The organism is Pseudomonas sp. NGC7 (genome assembly GCF_047159675.1).
GTDB classification, from domain to species: Bacteria; Pseudomonadota; Gammaproteobacteria; order Pseudomonadales; family Pseudomonadaceae; genus Aquipseudomonas; species Aquipseudomonas kermanshahensis.
The window spans coordinates 4847221-4865488 of the sequence record NZ_BAAFZY010000001.1 but is presented as its reverse complement, the minus strand read 5'-3'; the positions used below and the strand labels follow the sequence as shown (position 1 = coordinate 4865488).

18 protein-coding genes are annotated in these 18268 nt (G+C 61.9%); 9 read left to right on the top strand and 9 right to left on the bottom strand.

Annotated features, from left to right (window positions below; translation table 11 throughout):
• Positions 1-109: 109 nt before the first annotated feature.
• Positions 110-2566: a TonB-dependent siderophore receptor gene (locus ACMCNM_RS21795; protein WP_412765390.1), complete on the bottom strand. Its 2457-nt coding sequence runs from the start codon at positions 2564-2566 to the stop codon at positions 110-112.
• A 124-nt stretch (positions 2567-2690) separates the two neighbouring features.
• Entirely contained in the window at positions 2691-3551 is an 861-nt protein-coding gene (locus tag ACMCNM_RS21790; RefSeq protein WP_186681967.1) for a formylglycine-generating enzyme family protein, read from the bottom strand.
• Between the two features lie 443 nt (positions 3552-3994).
• On the opposite strand from ACMCNM_RS21790, the gene ACMCNM_RS21785 reads away from it, so the two are divergent.
• A complete protein-coding gene (locus tag ACMCNM_RS21785) occupies positions 3995-4876 on the top strand; it encodes a DMT family transporter (protein WP_027593174.1) in 882 nt (293 codons plus the stop codon).
• Positions 4877-4886: 10 nt separating this feature from the next.
• Here ACMCNM_RS21785 and ACMCNM_RS21780 read toward each other — a convergent pair whose 3' ends face one another.
• Positions 4887-5345: a DUF4265 domain-containing protein gene (locus tag ACMCNM_RS21780; protein ID WP_412765389.1), complete on the bottom strand. Its 459-nt coding sequence runs from the start codon at positions 5343-5345 to the stop codon at positions 4887-4889.
• Between the two features lie 13 nt (positions 5346-5358).
• Complete coding sequence (locus ACMCNM_RS21775) at positions 5359-6234, bottom strand: DMT family transporter (protein WP_412765388.1); 876 nt, start codon at positions 6232-6234, stop codon at positions 5359-5361.
• A gap of 137 nt (positions 6235-6371) precedes the next feature.
• Between ACMCNM_RS21775 and aceK the strand changes: the two genes are divergently transcribed.
• On the top strand, positions 6372-8087 hold the full coding sequence (gene aceK / locus ACMCNM_RS21770) for a bifunctional isocitrate dehydrogenase kinase/phosphatase (RefSeq protein ID WP_412765387.1): 1716 nt from the start codon (positions 6372-6374) through the stop codon (positions 8085-8087).
• Between the two features lie 54 nt (positions 8088-8141).
• On the opposite strand, the gene ACMCNM_RS21765 is transcribed toward aceK, so the two are convergent.
• A complete protein-coding gene (locus tag ACMCNM_RS21765; protein ID WP_412765386.1) occupies positions 8142-9002 on the bottom strand; it encodes a DUF6279 family lipoprotein in 861 nt (286 codons plus the stop codon).
• Positions 9003-9133: 131 nt separating this feature from the next.
• Between ACMCNM_RS21765 and ACMCNM_RS21760 the strand changes: the two genes are divergently transcribed.
• Positions 9134-9970 (top strand): S1 RNA-binding domain-containing protein, encoded by an 837-nt coding sequence (locus ACMCNM_RS21760; RefSeq protein ID WP_027593169.1) that lies wholly within the window; start codon positions 9134-9136, stop codon positions 9968-9970.
• On the opposite strand, the gene ACMCNM_RS21755 is transcribed toward ACMCNM_RS21760, so the two are convergent.
• Complete coding sequence (locus ACMCNM_RS21755; protein WP_027593168.1) at positions 9971-10351, bottom strand: hypothetical protein; 381 nt, start codon at positions 10349-10351, stop codon at positions 9971-9973.
• A 195-nt stretch (positions 10352-10546) separates the two neighbouring features.
• Positions 10547-12019, bottom strand: a complete 1473-nt coding sequence (locus ACMCNM_RS21750; RefSeq protein ID WP_412765385.1) for a nitrous oxide reductase family maturation protein NosD — start codon at positions 12017-12019, stop codon at positions 10547-10549.
• 229 nt (positions 12020-12248) lie between these two features.
• On the opposite strand from ACMCNM_RS21750, the gene ACMCNM_RS21745 reads away from it, so the two are divergent.
• The 3 genes from ACMCNM_RS21745 to def all read left to right on the top strand — a co-directional run bounded on the left by ACMCNM_RS21745 (position 12249) and on the right by def (position 14160).
• Positions 12249-12428, top strand: coding sequence for a CsbD family protein (locus ACMCNM_RS21745; protein WP_027593166.1), 180 nt, complete (start codon positions 12249-12251; stop codon positions 12426-12428).
• 245 nt (positions 12429-12673) lie between these two features.
• Positions 12674-13627, top strand: a complete 954-nt coding sequence (locus ACMCNM_RS21740; protein ID WP_027593165.1) for a YihY/virulence factor BrkB family protein — start codon at positions 12674-12676, stop codon at positions 13625-13627.
• Complete coding sequence (def, locus tag ACMCNM_RS21735; RefSeq protein ID WP_027593164.1) at positions 13624-14160, top strand: peptide deformylase; 537 nt, start codon at positions 13624-13626, stop codon at positions 14158-14160. Before ACMCNM_RS21740 ends, def begins: the two co-directional genes overlap by 4 nt.
• Here def and ACMCNM_RS21730 read toward each other — a convergent pair.
• Positions 14115-14519, bottom strand: coding sequence for a GNAT family N-acetyltransferase (locus ACMCNM_RS21730; RefSeq protein WP_338109087.1), 405 nt, complete (start codon positions 14517-14519; stop codon positions 14115-14117). The genes def and ACMCNM_RS21730 overlap by 46 nt on opposite strands.
• Before the next feature lie 340 nt (positions 14520-14859).
• Here ACMCNM_RS21730 and ACMCNM_RS21725 point away from each other — a divergent pair, with 340 nt between their 5' ends.
• Complete coding sequence (locus ACMCNM_RS21725; RefSeq protein ID WP_027593162.1) at positions 14860-15117, top strand: DUF2790 domain-containing protein; 258 nt, start codon at positions 14860-14862, stop codon at positions 15115-15117.
• Positions 15118-15183: 66 nt separating this feature from the next.
• On the opposite strand, the gene ACMCNM_RS21720 is transcribed toward ACMCNM_RS21725, so the two are convergent.
• The gene (locus ACMCNM_RS21720) at positions 15184-16545 is read right to left on the bottom strand and encodes a PLP-dependent aminotransferase family protein (RefSeq protein ID WP_412765384.1); all 1362 of its coding nucleotides are present in this window, start codon (positions 16543-16545) and stop codon (positions 15184-15186) included.
• A gap of 76 nt (positions 16546-16621) precedes the next feature.
• Here ACMCNM_RS21720 and ACMCNM_RS21715 point away from each other — a divergent pair, with 76 nt between their 5' ends.
• Together ACMCNM_RS21715 and ACMCNM_RS21710 are read left to right on the top strand one after the other, a co-directional pair.
• A complete protein-coding gene (locus tag ACMCNM_RS21715) occupies positions 16622-17587 on the top strand; it encodes a threonine dehydratase (RefSeq protein ID WP_027593160.1) in 966 nt (321 codons plus the stop codon).
• Between the two features lie 298 nt (positions 17588-17885).
• Positions 17886-18218 (top strand): type II toxin-antitoxin system HicB family antitoxin, encoded by a 333-nt coding sequence (locus ACMCNM_RS21710; RefSeq protein ID WP_008098794.1) that lies wholly within the window; start codon positions 17886-17888, stop codon positions 18216-18218.
• The last annotated feature ends 50 nt before the right edge of the window (positions 18219-18268 follow it).

Sequence of the window (18268 nt, the reverse complement as noted above, 5' to 3'; positions counted from 1 at the left end):
GCAAAAGCTGGGCATGAAAAAACGGCGCTCCGGTTAGGGAAGCGCCGTTTTCAACAGGCCTGTCGTGTGGACCGTGGCCGGCTAGACCCGCCTGGCTAGATGAACGCCATCAGAAGTCGTAGCGCAGGTCGAGCGTGGCATTACGCGGAGCACCATAGTGGCCATAACTGCCGGCCATGCCGGAGTAGTACTTTTCGTCGAACAGGTTGTTCACATTCAGCGTTGCCGCCAAGTGGTCGGTGACCTGGTAACGCGCCATCAGGCTGGCCACGGCATAGTCGTCATCCTTGACCTTGGCATTGTTGAAGTTGGTGAACGTCAACGCTTTGCTGGAATCCCAGTTGACGCCACCGCCTACGGTCAGCTTGTCCCAGTTGCCCTGGAAGCGATAAGTGCTCCACAGGCGGAACGTGTCCATGGGCAATTGGGTCGTCAGACGGTCGCCGTCGGCGTTCTCGGTACGGGCATGGCTGTAGCCGGTTTGTACATTCCAGCCAGGCGCGATCTCACCCGCGATTTCAAACTCAAAGCCCTTGGTTTTCGCGCCGTCTACGGCACGGTACGCCTGGCCATTGGTTGGTGTGAGTTGGCCCGGATCAATTTCAGCGAAGTTGTCCCGCTCTACCATGAACACGGCGGCGCTGGTATTCAGGCGGCCATCGAAGAACTCGCCTTTCCACCCCAATTCGTAGTTCTTGCCGACCACAGGCTCGAGTACCTTGCCGTCTTTGTCCATCGACGTCTGCGGCTTGAAGATGTCGGTATAGCTGACATAGACAGACTGTTCAGGGGTCAGGTCGTAGACCAGACCGGCATAGGGGGTAACCTGGCCGGTTTCACGCATCTTGCTGACCGTGTTGGTGTTGGCAATCAGCGAGGTCAGGTCGGAGTCGTAAGTGTATTGCGAAACCCGTGCACCCAGCAGCAGGTGCAGGTCATCGGTAATGTTGAAACGGTTGGCCACGAAGTAACCGCTTTGTCGTGTCTTGATGTTGAAAATCAGAGAGGGCCGGTAGGCGTCGCGGGCCAGGTAGTTATCCCAGGTGTAGAAATTGAACGTGGCGATACCACCGGTCTGCGAGTGGTGGTCGTTTTCATATTCGGAATAGTTGTACCCCACGACCAAGTCGTGGGAACGGCCGAACAGCTCGTAAGTGCCGGCGAGGTTGACGTCCAAGCCCTTCTGGGTTTGATCGGCGGAAATCTTTGCCCGTTCGGCGCTTGCAGCGCCGGTTTCCTCGTTCAAGTACGTGACCCCGGACGTGCTGCGGTACCAGCCCAGGTCAGCATCGCGATCGACGTCCATGTAATTGGCCACCACCCTGAGCTTCCAGTCGTTGACCAACTGCTGCTCCAAGGTCGCCGTGTAGTTCATGGTCTCGAAATCATCGTACATCCACCGAGCGCCGGAGCTGGTGGATCGCGAGAAATCGGTTTGCTTGCCATTGGTGAACAGCAGCGGGACACCCGGCGCGCCCGTCGATTTGTACTTCTGGTAGTCGACACCAAAACGCACGAGGGTCGTCTCGGTCAGGTCGGCTTCAACGACGCCGTAGAGGATTTCCCGCTTCTGGTCATACCAGTCCATGAACGTGTGGTTGTCTTGCTTGGCCGCAACCATGCGCCCTCGGACGTTACCTGTTTCTGTCAGTGGGCCGGAGACATCGACTTCACTGCGGTAGTTATCCCAGGATCCAACGCTGCCCTTGACATAGGATTTGAACTCGCGGGTCGGCTTCTTGCGGATCAGGTTGATCACGCCGCCAGGCTCGCCGGCACCGGTCATCAGGCCCGTGGCGCCACGGACGATCTCGACCCGGTCATACAGGGCCATGTCCAGTAGCGTACTGGGCATGTTGCGCGTCTGGTTTTCCTGGCTGGTATTGACGCCGTCGAACTGGTAGGTATCGATGGCACTCCCGCGGGCGTAGATGTTGAAGCGCTCCCCGCCATCCTGGGACATGGTGATCCCTGGGGTCTCTTTGAGCACATCGGTGATGGCGCTGAGGTGTTGATCATCCATGCGTTGACGCGTCATCACGGTGACCGATTGAGGCGTTTCACGAAGCGACAGATTCATCTTCGTGGCTGTACTGGTGATACCTGTGGTGTACGAACCGGTGCCTTCGGTAGTAGCGCCGAGGCCCACGCTATTGACGTTGGTCGCCGAAAGCTCGACCTGGCCTTCCTTTGCGGCCGAACTCGCGGTCACCGTCGCCGAGTTGCCATCGATCTGGTACCTCAACCCCGTCCCTTGCAACAGGATGCGCAGCGATGACGCCAGGTCATGGCGCCCCTTCAGTGCCGAAGAACGCAGCCCGCTGATATCTTGTGGGCTGTACAGCAGTTGAGTATCCGTCTGCTTGGCCAGCGCCTGCAGCGCCGAGTTCATCGACTGCGCGGGAATATCCAGGGTCCATTCCTGTGCCTGCACCTGTGCAACCAGCGCAGAGGACAGCGCCAGGCCCAGGCCAATGCGTGACAGCGCACGCTGGGGGCGAAGGGAATGACGAATCAATAAGGCTTTGGCAAGCGGGTTGAGCGCACTGGGCAATGGCATGGACATCTGTTGCGTTCTCGTTGGCAGAGGGGTTTTTTCTATGTGCTGTATGTGACGCAGCACCTGTGAAAAACCGGAACGATTCTTATTGACTGTTTTTCCGCAGGTGCTGTTAACCGCGTCACAACGTTCAGAGTTCGCGGGCTACGCGAAAGCCGAGGAAGTCGCCACGGGTGGTCTTGAGGCGGTCGTTGCGGTTGGCCGAGCGCGAGAAGATCGGTGGCTCGCCCCAGTCGTTGCCGCGCATGTGCGCGCGGATGCACTTGGGGTCCTGGATCCAGGCGCTGCCGTCGCTAGGGGCGCCTTCGTAGCTTTCGTGGTAGCAGTCGGCGACCCACTCGTAGACGTTGCCGTGCATGTCGTACATGCCGAAGGCATTGGCCGGGTAGCTGCCCACGGGGGCGGTGAAGGTGTAGCCGTCACGGGGGCCGTAGGTGTTGGCGTGCTTGCTGATCTCGTACTTGCCCGGCGCGTCGAACGGGAAGGGGAACGGGCCGGTAGAACCGCCGCGGGCGGCGTATTCACGTTCAGCCTCGCTGACCATGCGGTAGGGCTTGCCGGTTTTTTTTGCCAGCCACACGGTGTAGGCCTGGACTTCGTCGTAGTCGACGCACACCGCAGGTTGGCGGGCCGTTTGTTTGTAGGTGGGCTTGCTGGCTTCGCACCAGCGCCCGGGGCGGTCGTCGCCGCTCTTGATGACGGTGCCGGTGGCCTTGATGTAGGCGTCCAGCTCGCCGGCGGTGACTTGATAGCGGCTCATCGCGAAAGGCTTGGCGAAGGTCACGGTGTGCAGCGGGCCTTCGTCGGGCTGGCGGCCGGCTTCGTCATCGGGTGCGCCCATCACGTAGCTGCCGGCGGGCAGTATCACCATCTCTGGGCAGTCTTTGCAGTCCTGGAATACATCACCTGGCTTGGCCGCGTGGGCGTAGGCGCTGACCAGCAGCAGGCAGGTGATCTGGGCTGGCCGGTAGAGCCAGGCTTTTGCGTTCATGAGTGGTCCTCGGAGCGGGTGAATGCGTGCGGCGTTTCGCATTCAGACGAGCCAAGGCGGTGAAAAATTAACCAACGGCCGCGCCTACAAAGGTCGGTTTAGCCAGTTGCCAGCCAGAAAACGCCGGGCTATAGTCCAGGCCATTGATCTCATCCTGAAGACCTGTTCATGCCAGCCATCCCTTCCACCTCATGCTTTGCCATCGCGCCAGTCGCGGGCGAGGTCGTGCGTGGTAGCCAGCAGCCGGCCATGATCAGTCACTACCCACCACCTGTCAGTGGCGTTGTAGGCGGCGTAGCTCCGCCTCTTTGCGTGGTCGTGCTGGGCTGATCGGCTTCTGGCCGCATCCCACCGCACTCGCAACCTACTGAACACGGTCGGCTACTTCCCTCGCTGAAGCGTACGCCCTCCGTTCGGCTCATTCGCCCGAAAGGTGGCAATACATGTCTGTCATTTCCAAAGCATCCGTGGCCTCGGCGGCCACCACCAGCCTGTTCGTCCTGCTGTGGAGCAGCGGGGCCATCGTCTCCAAGCTGGGCCTGGCGCACGCCAGCCCGTTCGCTTTCCTGTTATTGCGCTCGGCGCTGGCCCTCGCGGGCCTGTTGATGATCGGCCCGTTGTTGGGCCTGCGTTGGCCGCGCAGTCGTGGGGCGGTGCTGCGCGCCCTGGGCACCGGCTGCGTGTTGTTGGGGGCCTACCAGATCTTCTATCTGCTGGCGCTCAATACCCATGTCACCCCTGGCGTGATGGCCACGGTGATGGGGGTGCAACCGATCCTCACCGTAGTACTGATGGAGCGTCGTCGTTCCTGGAGCCGGCTGTTCGGCCTGGGGCTGGGCCTTGCTGGCCTGGTGATGGTGGTCTATCAAAGCATCAACCTGGGTGGGGTGTCCCTGGCCGGCATGCTGTTCGCGCTGCTGGCGCTGGGCAGCATGACCTTGGGTTCGATCCTGCAGAAACGCATCACCGACAACCCCATGGGCACCTTGCCGTTGCAGTACCTGGCAGGGTTTGCCCTGTGCGCGCTGTTCGCCCCCTTGCAGCCGTTGCACGTGCAGTGGACCGGCGGCTTCGTCGGTGCACTGCTGTGGATGGGGCTGGTGGTGTCGTTGCTGGCCACCCTGCTGCTGTATCGCCTGATCGCCAAGGGCAATCTGGTCAATGTCACCAGCCTGTTCTACCTGGTGCCTGCGGTGACTGCGGTGATGGACTTCCTGATCTTCGGCAACCGTTTGGCAGCGCTGAGCCTGCTGGGGATGGGGCTGATCGTGGTGGGCTTGCTGTTCGTGTTCCGCAAGCCGGCTGCGCGGTTGGCGGAGGCGTAAGCGTAGCGCTCTAGCGAAACTCTTCGGGGATGGTGTGCCGCAGCACGCCTTCCTCGAAGTCCAGCAGGTCGGCTTCGCGCTGGGTCAGCAGGTAGTAGAGCAAGGTGTCGAGCGCGCGCTGCGAGGGGACTTCGACGGCAAGCATCCTCACCGCCTGTTCTGCTTCGCAATTGCAGCCGAAGTCTTGCAGGGCTGCGCGCACCTGGTCGAGGGTTTCTGGTGGCTTGACGATCACCCGGAACACCGAGCGGCCGCTGCTGATGCGCAAGCTGTCGAACCAGGTTTCACCGCCGTCCTCCCGCGTGTCGATGATGTCGCCCGGCGCAATGCCGTAGACATAGAACGGGATGCCATCGACTTGGTAGCCGCCGTCGACTGCCTTGGCCCACAGGCCCTCGACCGAGGCCGGCGGGTAACCGTCTGCGTCCTGCACCAGGCGGAACAACACCTTCTTGTATGCACTGTTCATCGTGTGCCCCGCTTCAATGGCGCGTCGGCCGCAGCACCAGCCACAAGGCCGCGCCAATCAGCACACCGCCGTACAGGTGTGCCATCGACAGCGGTTCATCCAGCAACCATGCCCCCCACAATACACCGAATACCGGGATCAGGAAGGTCACGGTGCTGGCCTTGACCGGGCCGATTTCTTCAAGCAGGCGGAAGTACAGGATATAGGCAAATGCGGTACACAGCAGGCCCAACCCGAGTAGCGACAGCCACACCTGCCAGCCGCCCCAGCTGGCGGGGGGCTGAGCCAAGGCGCTCCAGGCGAACAGCGGGCTCAGCAGCAGCGTGGCGCCGAGCATGCTGCCCAGGGCCGAGAGGCGGCTGTCCAGGCCGCTGACCCAGCGGCGGGCGAGAAAGCCGGCGAAGCCATAACAGGTGGTGGCCGCCAGGCAGGCGAGGGCGCCTTGCAGCAAGGCCAGGTCCAGCGCGACGGGGCCAGCGCCGCTGAGGACGCCGACGCCGAACAGGCCCAGGAAGATGCCGCAGAGCTTGGGCAGGGTCATCGGTTCACGGAAGAACAGCACGCCGATCAGTACGCCCATCAGCGGTGTGGTGGCGTTGAAAATCGCCGAGTAGCCGGCTGGCAGTACCTGCGCGGCCACGGAGTAGAACGTCGCCGGGATGCCCGAGTTGATCATGCCCAGCACCAGGCAGGCGCCGAGCTTGCCTTGGAAGTCCCAGCGTACCCGCGCGGCGGCGACGATGGCGAACAGGCCCAGGCAGGCGATCGACACGCGGAAGAACGCGGTCGGCACGGTGCCGAGTTCGGGGGCGATGATGCGCATGAACAAAAAACTCGCCCCCCAGACAGCGGCAAGGGTCAGCAGGCGGGCTAGGGCAATGGGGGTCACAACGGTCTCCGGGTTTTGGGCAGGGCGCGAGTTTACGCCAGGGGGGAGTGGGATTCTTGTGCTTTCTTGCGCTGTGAATCTAGGCGGGCTGTGGACCGGCTAAGCTGTATCTCTCACCCTGCACCGAGATGCCCTGCATGACCCAGCACTGGCCTGCCAGCGAAATCGCCCGGATGATCCTCGATGGCTTCGATGACTACCGCGAACACTTTCGGCGCATCACCCTCGGCGCCCGTGAGCGCTTCGAGCAGGCGCGCTGGCAAGAGATCCAGCGCGCAGCGGCGGCGCGTATCAACCTCTATGAAGAAAAGGTGGCCGAGGCCAACGGCCGGCTACGGCAGAGCGTTGCCGATGAGGTGCTGCTGGATGTGGAGCAGTGGCCGCTGGTCAAGAGCGCCTACATCCACCTGATTGACCCACGGCTCGACGACGAGTTGTCCGAGACCTGGTACAACTCGCTGTTCTGCAGCCTGTTCAGCCATGACCAGATCAGCGACGGCTGCATGTTCATCCACACCACCCGGCCTTCCATGCGCAGCCACGAGCGCGCGGCGCAAACCCGCACCTATCAGCTTGAGGACGGGCTCAAGGGCCTGCTGCGGGCGATCTTCGCCGATTACCCGTTCGATGTGCCCTATGGTGACCTTGAGGGCGACCTGACGCGGCTGGAAGAACAACTGCGCGAATGCCTGCCGGACTGGGTGTGCAAGGACCCGGCCCTGGCGGTCGAGCTGTTTTCGCCAGTGTTGTACCGCAACAAGGGCGCTTACCTGGTCGGCCGCCTGTACACCCGCGACGAGCAGTGGCCGCTGGTTATCCCTTTGTTGCACCGCGAAGGCCATGGCATCGAGGCCGATGCGCTGATCACCGACGAGGCGGAGGTGTCGATCATCTTCTCCTTCACCCGCTCTTACTTCATGGTCGATGTGCCGGTGCCGGCGGAATTCGTCAACTTCCTCAAGCGCATCCTGCCCGGCAAGCACATTGCCGAGTTGTACACCTCGATCGGTTTCTACAAGCATGGCAAGTCGGAGTTTTACCGGGCGCTGATCAACCACCTGGCCAGCAGTGACGACCGCTTCATCATGGCGCCTGGGGTGCGGGGGATGGTCATGAGCGTGTTCACGCTGCCGGGCTTCAACACCGTGTTCAAGATCATCAAGGACCGTTTCTCACCGTCGAAGACCGTTGACCGCGCCACGGTGATCGACAAATACCGCCTGGTGAAAAGCGTCGATCGGGTAGGGCGCATGGCCGATACCCAGGAGTTCGCCGATTTTCGCTTTCCGCGCAGCAAGTTCGAACCAGAATGCCTGGCCGAGCTGCTGGAAGTGGCGCCGTCCACGGTTGCCCTGGAAGGCGACACGGTGCTGATCCGCCACTGCTGGACCGAGCGGCGCATGACGCCCCTCAACCTTTACTTGGAGCACGCCAGCGAAGGCCAGGTGCTCGAAGCGCTGGAGGATTACGGCTTGGCCATCAAGCAACTGGCAGCGGCGAACATCTTCCCCGGCGACATGTTGCTGAAAAACTTCGGCGTCACCCGCCATGGCCGGGTGGTGTTTTACGACTATGACGAAATCTGTTTTCTGACCGAGGTGAACTTCCGCCATATACCGCCAGCGCGCTACCCGGAAGACGAGATGTCAGGCGAGCCGTGGTACTCGATCGGGCCGCATGACGTGTTCCCCGAAGAGTTCCCGCCGTTTCTGTTTGCCGATATGGGCCAGCGGCGTTTGTTCAGCCGCTTGCATGGTGAGTTGTATGACGCGGATTACTGGAAGGGTTTGCAGGCAACGATTCGCGACGGGAAGGTGATCGATGTGTTCCCGTATCGGCGCAAGGTGCGGTAACCCCTGGGGCTGCGCTGCGGCCGCAAACTATCAGCGCCACGCACGTCTGGGGTTTTAGCCCTTCAGGCATTTCAGCTCGCTGAAATCGGTGCGCACCTTGGTCAATCGCGCCTGCAGTTGCTGACGCTGCTCCGGGGTGCTCAAGTGCATCAGGTCGACCAGCAACCTGCGTGCTTGCAGCTCGGTGTTCTGGTAGGCGATGCGGTATTCCGGGGTCCACAGGCTCTCTTTGCGCTGCAGCAATTGCGCCAGGCGCGGTTCGAAGCTGGCATCGCTGCGTTTGTCCATCGCCAGCACCAGCTGTTGCTGCCAGTGGGCACGGTTGGCGATCCACTGGCGGTTCTGATCGCCCAGCGCCTGTGACCAGCTCAGCACGCGTAGCCGTTGCGCTGCATTGAGTTCACCCAGCCACGGCGTCAGGCGTTTTTCCATGCGCTCGGCGCGGCGGGCAATCTGCTTGGGCAAAGGCGTATCGACATACTGCTTTTGCCGTTCGCTGATGTCGTCGCGGAACGCCTCGCGCATTTCCGCCACCTGCGCGTCGCTCATGCCACGCAGCAGTTCAGTGGCGGAGGGGGTGATTTCTTCGGCAACCCGGCCAATCGCCTCGCGCGCCTCGCGGGTGCGCTGTTGCAATGCCTGGTCGGTCACCTGGTCTTCGGCGACCATGGCCCGCACCCGGTCCAGCCAGTCGAGGTAACTGGGCAGTTGGGTTTTGCAATGCCAGGCCAGGTGCTGCCTGAGCCGCTCGTCGAGCAGCACCTTTTGGTCGCGGTTCATGTCCAGGTAGTCACCGAGCGACCACGGCACCAGGCGGTCCAGGTTGCGGTAAGCCAGGTCGATGCGGCTGCACGCGACCAGGGCCAGGGCGAACGCGACGGTGATGAGCAGGGGCTTGAGCAGGCGTCGAGGCATGTGCTGATCCTTGCAGTGGCTGGCCAGTCGGTAGACGCAAGGGGGAAGATGACGGTTCCACCGAATCAGCGGTCGGGCAGTACGGTGGCTTCAGGTGTAGAATAGCCGTCTTGTCTTGAGGAACATCGGAAATGGCTCTGCTTGGGCGTTACAACAGTTTGCAAATCGTTAAACACGTGGAATTCGGCCTCTACCTGGACGGCGGCGCCGATGGCGAGATCCTGCTGCCGGGGCGTTACATCCCGAAGAACGCCGAGACCGAGGTAGACGATTGGTTGAACGTGTTCATCTACCTGGACAGCGAAGACCAGCTGATTGCTACCACCGAGAAGCCCAAAGTGCAGGTCGGTGAGTTCGCCAGCCTCAAGGTCAAGGACATCAATGGTGCCGGTATCTTCCTCGACTGGGGCCTGTCCAAGGACCTGCTGATGCCTTACTCGGAAGAGTTGCGGCCACTGAAGATCGGCGACTACTGCGTGGTGCACGCGTACCTCGACAAGCGTACCCGCCGCATCACCGCGACCGCGCGCCTGGACCGCTACCTGGACCGTACCCCGGCCGATTACCAGGTCGGCCAGCCGGTCGAGCTGCTGGTGGCCGGCGAGACGCCGATGGGCTTCAAGGCGATCATCAACAACCGCCACTGGGGCCTGATCCACAAGAACGAGGTGTTCAAGTTCCTGCGTTCGGGGATGCACGAGAAGGGCTTCATCAAGGAAATCCGCCACGACGGCAAGATCGCCCTGAGCCTGCAACCGGTGGGCGCTGCCCTGGCTGACAGCCTGCAGGAGCAGATCATGGCGCGCCTGGACGCCGAAGGCGGTGTGCTGCCGGTGTGCGACAAGAGCGACCCGGCAGTGATCACCAAGCTGTTCAACGTCAGCAAGGGCAACTTCAAGAAGGCCATTGGCGCGTTGTTCAAGCAAGGCCGCATCGTCATCCATGACGATCGCATCGAGCGGGTCTGATCAGGCCTGCACGAACGTGCGGAAGTCCAGCTGCTCGCCACCCGGGCGGGTGTCGCGCAGCAGCGAGTCGCGGTCAGCGCTCAGGGCCAGGCTGATGGTCGAACGGCGTTTGCCTGGCTTGCGCACTTCCATCTGCTCCAGGTGAGCCTTGAGGAAGTTGGTCGGTACTTTCAGGTGCTGCAGCTCATCGCTGTCCGGGGTGTGCAGCAGCAGGTTGACCCAATCGGGCTGGCCTTTGCCCAACAGCGCTACTGGCACTTCGAACCACCATAGGTTGCGTTTGGGGTCGAGGATGGCGAACAGGGTGTTGCTGCTGGTCAGCACGGGCCGGGCCAGTGCTTCATTGCGCCGGGCGATGGCGGCGGGTTTGTCGAGTTTCATGCAGGTTCCTGCGGGTTGACGCGTAATAAGGCCTGCATTGTGAGGGGTGGCGGTTAGCTGAGCAAGGTTTGCCAGTTGCTTTGACTGGGCCGGCCTCTTCGCGGGGCAAGCCCGCTCCCACAGGTTACACCACTGTTCTCAGTGGTAATCGTATACCTGTGGGAGCGGGCTTGCCCCGCGAAGAGGCCATTTGCTTCAGCGACTCACCGGCCGGCTCAACTCGGAAGTGGCCCCATCGGCAGTGGTCACCGTCGCGGTAAAGCTGCGCAACCCGCCGATATTCTCCAGCGGATGTGCAAACCGCGCCTGCCCCTGGGCATCGCTGTTCACCAGCACTTCCCCAAGATACTGCTCCGCTTCGCTGCCCGCAGCCTGCGCATTGCCGAACAACTCGACGCGCAACAGGCTCGACGCCGGCCCCTGCACCTCGCCGCGAATCACATTTCCCTCAAGCGCAATCAGCCGAGGTGGCTGCTGGTTGTGGTTAGGCAACGGTTGGCAAGGCTGGGGTTCGCCCTTGGCATCGCAGATGATCGCTTGGTCCTTCTTCGCCAGCTCCGCACCCACCCCGCGCGACCCTACATACAACGCATGCGCCTGCGCCGGCACGCCGAAGACGATGGCGCCGGTGCGCTGGTTTGGCACGCAGGAGCCACCGGCCTCGCAGCGGCGGATGTCCTGGCTGTTATTCCAGATGCGGTTGGCGCTCAGGCGTGTGGCGGTGACGCTCGGCTCTGGGCGCAAGGCCACGCCGATGCGGTTGCCGTGGATCAGGTTGCCATCGAGGATGTTGCCCTCGCCGGTGACGCTGACGCCGATCGAGTTACCGGTGAAGGTGTTGGCGCCCAGGTAGTTGCGGTTGCCCCAGTTGATCTGCAGGCCGTCCGAGTAGTTCTCGAAACGGTTGCGCACCACCGTGTTGTCATTGCCCAGCAGAATCTCGATGCCCTGGGACGGCTCGGGGTTGGCCGGTGTGGAGCGGAACAGGTTGTCCGCCACCAGGTTGAAGGCCGCACCACGCGTCAGCTCCAGGCCGTCGCCGTTGTCGATCAGCTGGTTGCGCAGCACCTTGTTGTTGACCGTGCTGGTGGCGGTGGGGTTACCGGCGCCGTCGTCACCGGTGAGCATGATGCCGGCGCCGCCTTTATTGGCGATGACGCGGTTGTCTTCGATGACGTTGCCGCTGGCGCGGTTGACCAGAATGCCGATGCAGAAGTTGCGCACTTCCAGGCCGCTCAGGTGCACGCCTTGGGTGTCGCGCAGCACCAGGCCCGGGTGGGTTGTGGTGCGTACGTTGGTGCCGAACTGGCCGGGCAGGGCGCCGGGGCAGGTGTGCACGCCCTGGTCTTTGATATAGCCCGAGCCGTCGATGGCGATGTACTGGCCGTCGCGGGCCCAAGCCAGGCCGGTAATGCTCACCGGGCCTTTGATTTCAGGCAGCGCGCGCGTGGGTTTAATCACATAGGGCGCCTGGCCCACCGCGGCAATCTCGACGCGGTAGTGGCCGGGGTTCTGGTTGCTGGTCTCGATCGCCCAGCGCAAGCTGCCGGGTTGGCCGTCATCGGCATAGCGCTCGACGCGCAGGGCTTCGGTGTCGGCCGGCGAGGCGGCGAGGGCAGGCAGGGGGAGCAGTGGCAGCATGGCCACGAGCACAGGCATCAAACGCATGGGGCGGGTTTTCCGATAAGTCGTTGTTTTTATTGCAGGCGGTCGTATGCGGGGATTCTAGGGCAGGCAGTCGGCCCTGCGCAGGTGGTTGGCGGGAATTGGTGCGGTATTCGCCCGCAGATTTGCCGCTCGGCTTGATCGTGGCAAATTGGTTGAAACTCTTGCGAAGGGCCTCAGGTCCACAGACTGTCGACACGGTTCACGTGTCTCCATTTGCAGGAGTTTTGCCATGAGCGGTACTAAAGACAAAGCGAAAGGCTTGGCCAACGAAGCAATCGGTAACGTGAAACAAGGCGTCGGCAAAGTGACCGACAATGAAAAGCTCAAGGCCGAAGGCAAGGCGCAGGAACTGAAGGGTGAAGCCCAGCAGATCAAAGGCAATGTGAAGGACGCTGTGAAAAAGCCTTGATGCATCCTGCCCTGTTCGCCAGGGTATTGGCGTCGCCCTGTAGGAGCAGCCTTGTGCTGCGAAGAGGCCAGTGATAGCAATGAATATTATGTAAGTTGCTACCGGCCTCTTCGCAGCGCAAGGCTGCTCCTACAAGGATTGTGTTTAACGTAGGCATTTTCTTTTAAACCCTCGGGAGCAGCACAGCAACGGCGTGGTCTATTAGACTTGTCTGTTGTATCGATCGAGCGGCGAAAGGAGACGCTATGATTTTTTCCGCCCTGCAAGGTTTGCCCTTGCACCGCGTGCTGGTGCGCACCGTCAAAGAGTTTCTTGACGACGAGATGTCCACCTATGCGTCCGCGCTGGCCTACCAGATGCTGTTTTCGCTGTTCCCCTTCCTGTTGTTTCTGATTGCCCTGATCGGCTTCCTGCATTTGCCAGATTTCTTCTCCTGGTTGCGCCTGCAATCAGAATTGGTGCTGCCGCCCCAGGCTCTGGAACAGGTGAACCCAGTGATCGACCAGTTGCAACAGTCCAAGGGTGGGCTGTTGTCGGTGGGTATCGTGATTGCCCTGTGGACAGCCTCGGCAGGTGTGCGGCTGATGATGAGCGCCATGAACGCCGCCTACGACGTACCCGAAGGCCGCCCAGTATGGAAGCGCATTCCGCTGTCCATCTTCTACACCGTGGGCATCGCCGTCATGCTGCTGGCCGCCGCCGCGTTGATGGTGCTGGGGCCGCAGGTGATGGAGTGGATTGCCGCCCAGGTTGGCATGCAGGAAGTCATCGTCACGGTGTGGACCATCCTGCGCTGGCCGGCAATCATCATCCTGATGATGGTGGCGGTGGCGCTGATCTATTACGTGATGCCCGATGTTAAGCAGAAGTTTCGCTTCATCACCCCAGGCTCGGTGCTGGCCGTGGTGGTGTGGATCGTCGCCTCCCTGGGCTTTGCCTACTACGTGAAAACCTTTGCCGATTACAACGCCATGTATGGCAGCATCGGTGCAATCATCGTCCTGTTGCTGTATTTCTACATTTCTGCTGCCGTGCTGTTGCTTGGCGCGGAAATGAACGCCGTGATCGAACACATGTCGGCCGAGGGCAAGAACCCTGGCGAAAAGGATTTCGACGGCGATAAGCCCAAGGAAACCATCACTGTGCTCGGCCATGAACACCCCGTCGAGCCGCAAACCACCGAGCCGAATCCCCGATGATCCGTGACATTCTCAAGATGGGCGACGAACGCTTGCTGCGCATCGCCCCGCCGGTGCCCCCGCAGATGATCGGCAGCGCCGAATTGCAGCAACTGATCGACGACATGTTCGAAACCATGCGCCATGTCGGGGGTGTGGGTTTGGCTGCGCCGCAGATCGGCATCGACCTACAACTGGTCATCTTCGGCTTCGAACGCAGCGAGCGTTACCCGGATGCCGAACCGGTGCCGCAGACCATTCTGCTCAACCCGCTGATCACGCCGATGTCGAGCGAGGTCGAAGACGGTTGGGAGGGCTGCCTGTCGGTGCCCGGCCTGCGCGGCGTGGTACCGCGTTACCAGCACATTCGCTACGAAGGCCTCGACCCTCAGGGCAACCCGATCAACCGCTTTGCCGATGGCTTCCATGCACGTGTGGTGCAGCACGAATGCGACCACCTGATCGGCCGGCTGTACCCCTCGCGCATCCAGGATTTCGCCAAATTCGGTTACACCGAGGTGCTGTTCCCCGGGCTGGACGCCAGCGACGATTGACCGCGCACCAGGGCCACCAGGCGCTTGCTGCGTTGGTAGCGCTGCAGGCGCGCGACCAGGGGCTCGGGTAGCGTTTGCGCATCATCGAAGCCCAGGCGCTGGTAGAAGGGCACAAGGTCGGGGTGGCAAAACAGCCAGGTCGGCCCAGCCGCTTGCGCCAACGCACTGTCGATCAGCCGCCCAGCGATACCCTGGCCACGCTGTGACGGGGCGACGAACAGCCCGGTCAGCCAGAAGCCATCGCCGACAGCGGTCAGGCTCAGGCCTGCAATGATGCCGCTGGCCCGCGCCACCCACAGCGCAGCATCACTTGCTGCGCGCATTGGCGAGCCGTGCTGGCGGTAGAAGTGATCGAGCAGGCGACGTTCCGTGTCTGGCAGCTCGGAGCAATGCAGATAATCAGAAATGGCGTGTATCCCTTGTTTAAACGGCCAAGATGGGCAGGTAGATGCCAGAGGCTCTATCCCACTGTTCCTAACCCATTATGTCGCAGATTGTTGCAAAACCGGCAAGGGTGAATATCCGACTTCGGGGTTCAACTATTGCAAACCGGGAGTAGACTTTTACTCATCCCACCAGCAGTACGACGAAGCGGGATCGGTACTTCGTGTCATCTTTGCAGTCGATGACAACTTCTCCGCGCCAGTGACGGCATTAGAAGTCAATCGATCAGCTTGATTGTGTTATAGGCAAACTCACATGAAACCATTACTGATTCTTGCATTGGTCGGTATGTCCTCGTTCGCCCTCGCCGATGAGGTCAAACCTGTCTCCAACGAGCCCGTGGCCCAGCAATACGACTACTCCATGAACCTGGATATCAAGCGGGTCATCAACCTGTCGACCATCCCCAATGTCTGCGAAGTAGTGCCTGCGACCATGACCTACGAAGACCACCAAGGCCAGGTGCACACCATTCAGTACCGCGCCATGGGCGAGGGTTGCCAGCAGGGTTGATACTGCAACGCCAACCGCCTCTTCGCGCCGAGCCGTCGCGAAGAGGCGGCCAGGCTGGTCTCGGTGTCATGGGCTGGACATTACCTGGCGCACCACCTCCAGCCCGCGTTTCAGCTCGGCCCGGCTAGCCGCCGCCGACAGGCTGATACGCACCGCCTGCACCTCGGTCGCACCCATGGCGAAGACACTGGCTGGGACGATTTCCACGCCCTGCTCGCGACACCGTCTTACCACCCCCTCCGCACCCTGCGGTGTGGCCAACCATGCGTGAGGTGAAGGCTGCGCTGTGTTGTGCAGGCCATCGCCCAGCAGCCTTCGCGCAAGGCGCCAACGCTCGGTAATTTCCGCCCGCTGCCAGGCCAGCCGCCGCGCAGCCGTACCGTCTTCGATCCACTGGCAGGCGATGTGCAGGTTCAACGGCGATACAGGCCAGTGGCTGGCCTGGGCATGCGGGTCGACCTGTGCCAGCAACTGAGGGCTGGCCACGATCCACCCCAGGCGCAACCCGGCAGCCACGGTCTTGGACAAGCTACTGATGAAAATCCCTTGCTCGCCCAACAGGGGGTAGAGCGGCGGCCTGTCGCTGAGTGCGCCATAGACATCGTCCTCGATCACCAGCAGCCCCAGGCGTTTGACGACCGCAGCGAGCGCTTCGCGGCGAGCGTCATCCATGCAGGTGCCGGTAGGGTTGTGCAGGGTGGGTGTGGTCACCAGCACACGGGCACCGCTGGCGCGGGCGACCCGGTCAAGGTCGTCGGGGCGCAGGCCTTGGCTGTCCAACGCCACACCATGCACGGGCAAGCGCAACTGCCGGCAGGCCGCCTTGATGCCGGGTGCGGTCAAGGCTTCGAGCATGACCGGCTCACCGGCCTGGCAGAACGACTGCAGCACCAGGGTCAGTGCCTGTTGCGCACCGCTACTGAGCAGCAGTGCATCCGGGGGCAGGGCCAAGCCGCGATTGGCCAGCCATTGCGCGCCATGAATGCGGCCCAGCAGTAACTGCTCGGGCCCCAGGTAATGATCCAGCAGGCCACTCTCGTGCCGTTCCAGCAGCTTACGCAGGCTGCTTTGCAGGTCCTGATTGTGCGGGTCGGCCACCGGGACGTTGGTCGACAGGTCAATCAACGGCTGTTGCCCATCGTGATGCTTGAGCCGAAACAGCGTCGCTTCCTTGCTGCCGGCCAGCACGTAGGTGCCGCGGCCGACTTCACCTGCCACGAGGTGGCGCGCGGCAGCTTCACGGTAGGCCTGCTGGGTGGTGCTGGGGTTGAGGTCGAGCTTCCAGGCCAGGCGCCGCTGGGGTGGCAGGCGGTCGCCGACCTTGAGTTCGCCACGCGCTATGGCGTCGGCAATGGCATCGACCAAGGCCAGGTAGCGGGGTTGGTCATCATCCACAAGCGTTGGGATCCACACGAAATTGCTACCCATGCAATATAAGGTTGTACCCATACAATGCCCGGCGCTTAGGATCGGATCAACCACCTACCGATGAGGGATGATCGCCATGTTCGACTTGAAAGCCCTGCGCGAAGCCGCCGATTTCGTTCACCAGCATGTGCCCGCAACGCCCCAGCACGCCTGGCCTTTGCTGGCCGAGCGGCTGGGCTGCCAAGTGTGGGTGAAACATGAAAACCACGCGCCCACCGGGGCGTTCAAAGTGCGCGGCGGGTTGGTCTACGTGCGTTCGCTGCTGGCGGATGGCGCGCCGCCCCGTGGCCTGGTCACCGCCACGCGCGGCAACCATGGCCAGAGCATGGCACTGGCCGCACGCCAGGCGGGCATACCCTTGGTGATCGTCGTGCCCGAAGGCAACTCCACCGAGAAGAACGCCGCCATGCGCGCCCTGGGTGCCGAGCTGGTAGAGCACGGTGTCGATTTTGATGTGGCCCGTGAAGAGGCGGCCCGGCTGGCTGACGAATTGGGCTACATGATGGTGCCATCGTTTCACCCGGAGCTGGTGCGCGGGGTAGCCACCTATGCCTTGGAACTGTTCGAGGCCGTGTCTGAGCTGGACTGTGTATACGTGCCTATCGGCATGGGGTCGGGCATCTGCGGGCTGATCCAGGCACGCAACCTGCTGGGGTTGAAGACCGAGATCGTGGGGGTGGTGTCTAGCGCGGCCGATGCCTATGCGCAAAGCTTCGAGCGCGGGCGCATCGTCACCACTGCCACTGCCGACACCTTCGCCGATGGCATGGCCTGCCGGGTACCGCACCCGGAGGCGTTCGCCTTGGTGTGCGAGCATGCCGCGCGCATTGTGCGGGTGAGTGACAGTGAAGTCGCCGAAGCCATGCGCGTGTACCACGAGGCCACGCATAACACCGCCGAAGGTGCGGGCGCTGCGGCGCTGGCGGCGTTGATGCAGGAGCGCGAGCGGCAAGTGGGCCGGCGGGTGGCCGTGGTGCTGAGCGGGGCGAACGTGGATCGCGCGCGTTATGCGCGCGTGCTGGCGGGTGATGAAAAATCCTGAATGAATATCGAGGAATAAGTGCTATCTTAATCTGATAGCATTTTTCGATGAACACTCGATACCGAAAAATTCTCGACGCTATCTCCAGGACGCCAACCACGTCGTCATTGGCCTTTTCCGAGATCGAGGCGCTGGTGCTTCATCTGGGAGGGCAGGTGCTGGAGCGACAAGGCTCTAGGGTAAAGTTGGTGCTTGGCGGCCAGTACTGGAGATGCCATCGCCCCCACCCAGGCAAGGAAGCCAGGCGGTATCAGATTGAAGAAGCCCGCGAATTCTTGCTGCGGGCAGGAGTCAGCCTATGAGTTGCATGCGCTACAAGGGCTATGCCGCCCGAATCGAATACGATGAGCGTGACGACATTTTCGTGGGTCGCGTGCTTGGCATGCGCGACATCATCAGCTTTCACGCAAGCTCCGTTCCTGAGTTGCATGAAGCCTTCCGTGAAGCGCTCGAGGACTATCTCGCTGATTGTGCAGAACAGGGCATCACCCCTGAAAAGCCGGCATCAGGCAAGGTCATGCTGCGTATCCGGCCAGAAGTCCACGCGGCTGCCAGCATTGCCGCCCGGGCCGCCGGCAAGAGCCTGAACCAATGGGCGGATGAGGTATTCGAGCAGGCGGCCTTTGCCTGATCGAACACTTCTTCTTCCCATCCCCTGATCACTCGTGGCAGGCTCTACGG